Annotated in this window: 1 protein-coding gene; it reads left to right on the top strand. The window is 72.5% G+C overall.

Going from position 1 to position 1,982, the window contains the following annotated elements; all coding sequences use genetic code 11:
* Nucleotides 1-167 precede the first annotated feature (167 nt).
* Nucleotides 168-1,853, top strand: coding sequence for an IS1634 family transposase (locus AABM41_09805; GenBank protein MEK6192590.1), 1,686 nt, complete (start codon nt 168-170; stop codon nt 1,851-1,853).
* The last annotated feature ends 129 nt before the right edge of the window (nt 1,854-1,982 follow it).

Below are 1,982 nucleotides of genomic sequence, written 5' to 3'. Positions count from 1 at the left end.
GACGGTGTTTCATCGACTCAATCTGTAGCCAGTGAAAGCGCGTGTCGTGCCGGCGTACCCTCGTCGTTCAGCTATACATTCGTGGGATGGGGCAGCGTTCCGGGGCGATGCACGTAGCCAAAGTCAGGAACCGGTACCGGACGAAGTCCGGGGAGGACCGGGAGTACGTGTCGCATCTGCTGCGGCGCACCTTCCGGGACGGCGGGAAGGTCAAGCACGAGACGCTGGCGAACCTGTCACCGCTGCCCGGCCCGGCGATCGACGCGGTCCGGGCCTGCCTGGCCGGCAAGGAGCTGCTGGTCGCCGGTGCGGATCTGACGGTGACCCGCTCGGTGCCGCACGGGCATGTCGCGGCGGTGCACGCGCAGGCCCGGGCGCTGCGGCTGCCCGAGCTGCTGGGTCCGCCCGGCCGGCTGCGGGACCTGGCGCTGGCGTTGGTGGTGGCCCGGGTGGTGCGCCCGGCGTCGAAGCTGGCCACCACCCGGTGGTGGGCCGACACCACGCTGGCGCTCGACCTCGGGGTGGCCGACGCCGGCACCGACGAGGTCTACGCCGCGCTGGACTGGCTGGTTGACCGGCAGGGCGAGGTCGAGGCGGCGCTGGCCGGCCGGCACCTGGCCGCGGCGGCGAACCCCGCCCGGACCGCGCTGTATGACCTGTCCAGTTCGTGGGTGACCGGCCGGTGCTGCCCACTGGCCGCCCACGGGTACTCCCGGGACGGCAAGAAGGGGTACCCGCAGATCGAGTACGGGCTGCTCACCGACCCGGCCGGCCGGCCGGTCGCGGTGCAGGTGTTCCCTGGGAACACCGCCGACCCGACCGCGTTCAGCGCCGCGGTCGACACCGTCCGGGAACGGTTCGGGCTGACCGATCTCACCCTGGTCGGCGACCGCGGGATGATCACCAGTGCCCGGATCGTGGCGCTGCGGGAGCTCGGCGGGCTGGGCTGGGTGACCGCACTGCGTGCGCCCGCCGTCGCCGCGCTGGCCGCCGACACCGGGCCGCTGCAGCTGAGCCTGTTCGATCAGGCCACCCTCGCCGAGATCAGCCACCCGGACTACCCCGGTGAGCGGCTGGTCGCCTGCCGCAACCCGGCGCTGGCCGAGGAGCGGGCCCGCAAACGCCGCGAGCTGCTCGCCGCCACCGAGACCGACCTGGACAAGATCGTGGCCGCGGTGCGGGCCGGCCGGCTCGTCGACGCCGGCGCGATCGGACGGCGGGTCGGCCGGGTCGACGGGAAACGCAGGATGGCCAAGCACTTCGTGCTGGCGATCGCCCCGGGCAGCTTCGGCTACGCCCGGGACGAGCCCTCGATCGCCGCCGAGACCGCCCTGGACGGCATCTACGTGCTGCGCACCAGCCTCCCCGCCGACCGGGCCGACGCCGCGCGGGTGGTCGCCACCTACAAGAGCCTGGCCCGGGTCGAACGCGACTTCCGCAGCCTGAAGACCATCGACCTCGACCTCCGCCCGATCCGGCACTACACCGAGCGTCGGGTCCGCGGCCACGTCTTCCTGTGCCTGCTCGCCGCCTACCTGGTCTGGCACCTCCGCACCGCCTGGGCGCCGCTGACCTTCACCGACCAGACGCCGCCCATCCCCACCGACCCGGTCGCCCCGGCCCGCCGCTCCGCGGCGGCCGAACGCAAGGCCACCACCCAGCAGACCGACGACGAGCTCCCCGCCCGCAGCTTCGGTGACCTGCTCGGCCACCTCGCCACCCTCACCCGCAACGACATGCACGTCGCCGGCACCCCCCACGATCAGACCTTCCAACTCCTGGCCGTGCCGACCCCCAGCCAGTACCGCGCCTTCGACCTGATCCACACACCCGTACCTCTCCGACTCCGGTAGCCAGTAACACCCGAACCCAAGAGTGGAAAGCAGCAGGTCAACGCACTACCGGCCGCGCGAGATCACGGAACTTCGGGCTAGCGTAGGCAGTCTGCCGGCATGTCCCAGTGCGACGCCCCTGTGGCCACC

The sequence above is a fragment of the Chloroflexota bacterium genome (assembly GCA_038040195.1).
Classification (GTDB): domain Bacteria; phylum Chloroflexota; class Limnocylindria; order QHBO01; family QHBO01; genus DASTEQ01.
This window is presented reverse-complemented; position numbering and strand designations above follow the sequence as displayed.